At 39.3% G+C, this 1,799-nt stretch carries 3 protein-coding genes and 1 pseudogene; 3 read left to right on the top strand and 1 reads right to left on the bottom strand.

Annotation, left to right across the window (positions count from 1 at the left end):
• From BLV85_RS14630 to BLV85_RS14640, 3 genes and pseudogenes are all read left to right on the top strand, one after another.
• A partial coding sequence (locus BLV85_RS14630) for a transposase (RefSeq protein WP_176973882.1) occupies window positions 1-150 on the top strand: 150 nt, incomplete at its 5' end.
• Between the two features lie 169 nt (window positions 151-319).
• Window positions 320-753, top strand: a pseudogene (tnpA, locus tag BLV85_RS14635) (IS200/IS605 family transposase).
• Window positions 754-905: 152 nt separating this feature from the next.
• Complete coding sequence (locus BLV85_RS14640) at window positions 906-1,322, top strand: universal stress protein (protein WP_090415948.1); 417 nt, start codon at window positions 906-908, stop codon at window positions 1,320-1,322.
• Window positions 1,323-1,598: 276 nt separating this feature from the next.
• Here BLV85_RS14640 and BLV85_RS15550 read toward each other — a convergent pair.
• The coding region (locus BLV85_RS15550) for a hypothetical protein (protein ID WP_218132864.1) at window positions 1,599-1,799 on the bottom strand (201 nt) is incomplete at its 5' end.

The following is a 1,799-nucleotide window of genomic DNA, read 5'->3' on the forward strand; positions in this document are numbered from 1 at the left end:
GACTTAAAAAAACGCTACTGGGGGCGCCATTTTTGGGCGCGAGGATACTTTTGTGTAACATCAGGAGAACTGACAGAAGAAATGATTCAAAACTATTTGGAGCATCATTTTGAACCTAAAGGTGATGATAATTTCAGAACCGAAAGCTAAACGGGTCTTAAGACCCGTATCCTGACTTTAGTCATTGTCACTAACCCACCAGCTTTAGCTGGTGGTTGTTTAGTAGTCCGAAGTAAGGTTAAAATCACCGCCTTTAAGGCGGTAAGATTTATCTTTTAAAATTTTGGATGTACCATGATGCTAAAAGTAGGGGAGTATCATGGACTATCGTTATGGAAGCCACACAGTTTCCAAGATACAGTACCATTCTGTATTTGTAACAAAGTATTGCTATTAAGGTACTGAGAGGTGACATAGGGCTGAAGGCCAGGAACTGATAAGGCAGACGCGCGAGGTATTTGAAATAGAAATTCTGAAAGGTGTTGTCAGTCAGGATGATATACATATATTGGTATCTGCGCCACCGAACATGGCGCCCAGCGAAATAATGAGGCGCATCAAAGGCAGAACTTCTGCGAAGTTGTTTGAAAGTTTTCCGGACTTAAAAAATCGCTACGCTACTGGGGGCGCCATTTTTGGGCGCGAGGATACTTTTGTGTAACATCAGGAGAACTGACAGAAGAAATGATCCAAAACTATTTGGAGCATCATTTTGAACCTAAAGGTGATGATAATTTCAGAACCGAAAGCTAAACGGGTCTTAAGACCCGTATCCTGACTTTAGTCATTGTCACTAACCCACCAGCCTTAGCTGGTGGTTGTTTAGTAATTTCTCCTCGTGCAAAAATTAGAAGTAACATAATTTTTTAAGAGATACCTGTGTAAGCGAGTGGAGGGTAAAATTTATGTTTAGAAAGGTCATGGTTGCTATAGACAACAGTCGGATCTCTCAAGAAGCATTAAAAGAAGCACATAATATAGCAAAATCCTATAATGGAGAATTATGTATTGTACATGTAATCGATAATCAGGGTGTAGACACGGATAAAGGTAATGTTTTGCTACAAAATGCAAAGGCTTCTGTGGAGAACGGTGTTTCAATTAAGACTCGTCTAGTGGAAGCGGATCTACTTTATGGTCTTACAGGAATTGCGGACGCAATTGCAAATGCGGTTAACGAGTGGAAACCAGGATTATTGGTTGTAGGTACAGATAATCGACGCGGACTAGAGCGCTTTGTTGTTGGCTCGGTTGCTGAACAGGTTCTAACAAAGGTAAATACTTCTATACTTCTTGTTCGTCCTCCTGAGCAAAAAATATAGTTTAACTCAAGACAAATTAACTATATAAATAGAGCTTACTCAGAAAGTATAAATGGTTGTTTTTGAATTGAAATATCGTATAAATCAATATTTAAGTGCAAGGTCTTTGAACAATTTATGCGGAAATCCTTGCACTTGATTTGAACGCAAGCTCACCCATGCTCAATTAATCATAGTAAACCGCGCATTGTTAGAAACAATATTCTTTATAAAACAGTTGGTTGTTAATTTTAAATCTCAAACGATCGCAAGAAATACTTTCTGAGTAAGCTCTATTTAGAGCTTACTCAGAAATCCAGCACCCACTTCTGCGCAGCCAGGTAAAAATTCCGCTTTGAGGTCAATTGACAGGAATAGGCAAACGGAATTTTTCCGAACATGTAGTTTTTTGTCGCCCATATTGCCATTTTGGCAATAAATTTCTTCAGGCGAATAAAAACCCGCACCAGTACAAGCAGGTTCATGACCAGGAAGATG

It is taken from the genome of Nitrosomonas halophila, from assembly GCF_900107165.1.
In the GTDB taxonomy this organism is placed as follows: Bacteria; Pseudomonadota; Gammaproteobacteria; order Burkholderiales; family Nitrosomonadaceae; genus Nitrosomonas; species Nitrosomonas halophila.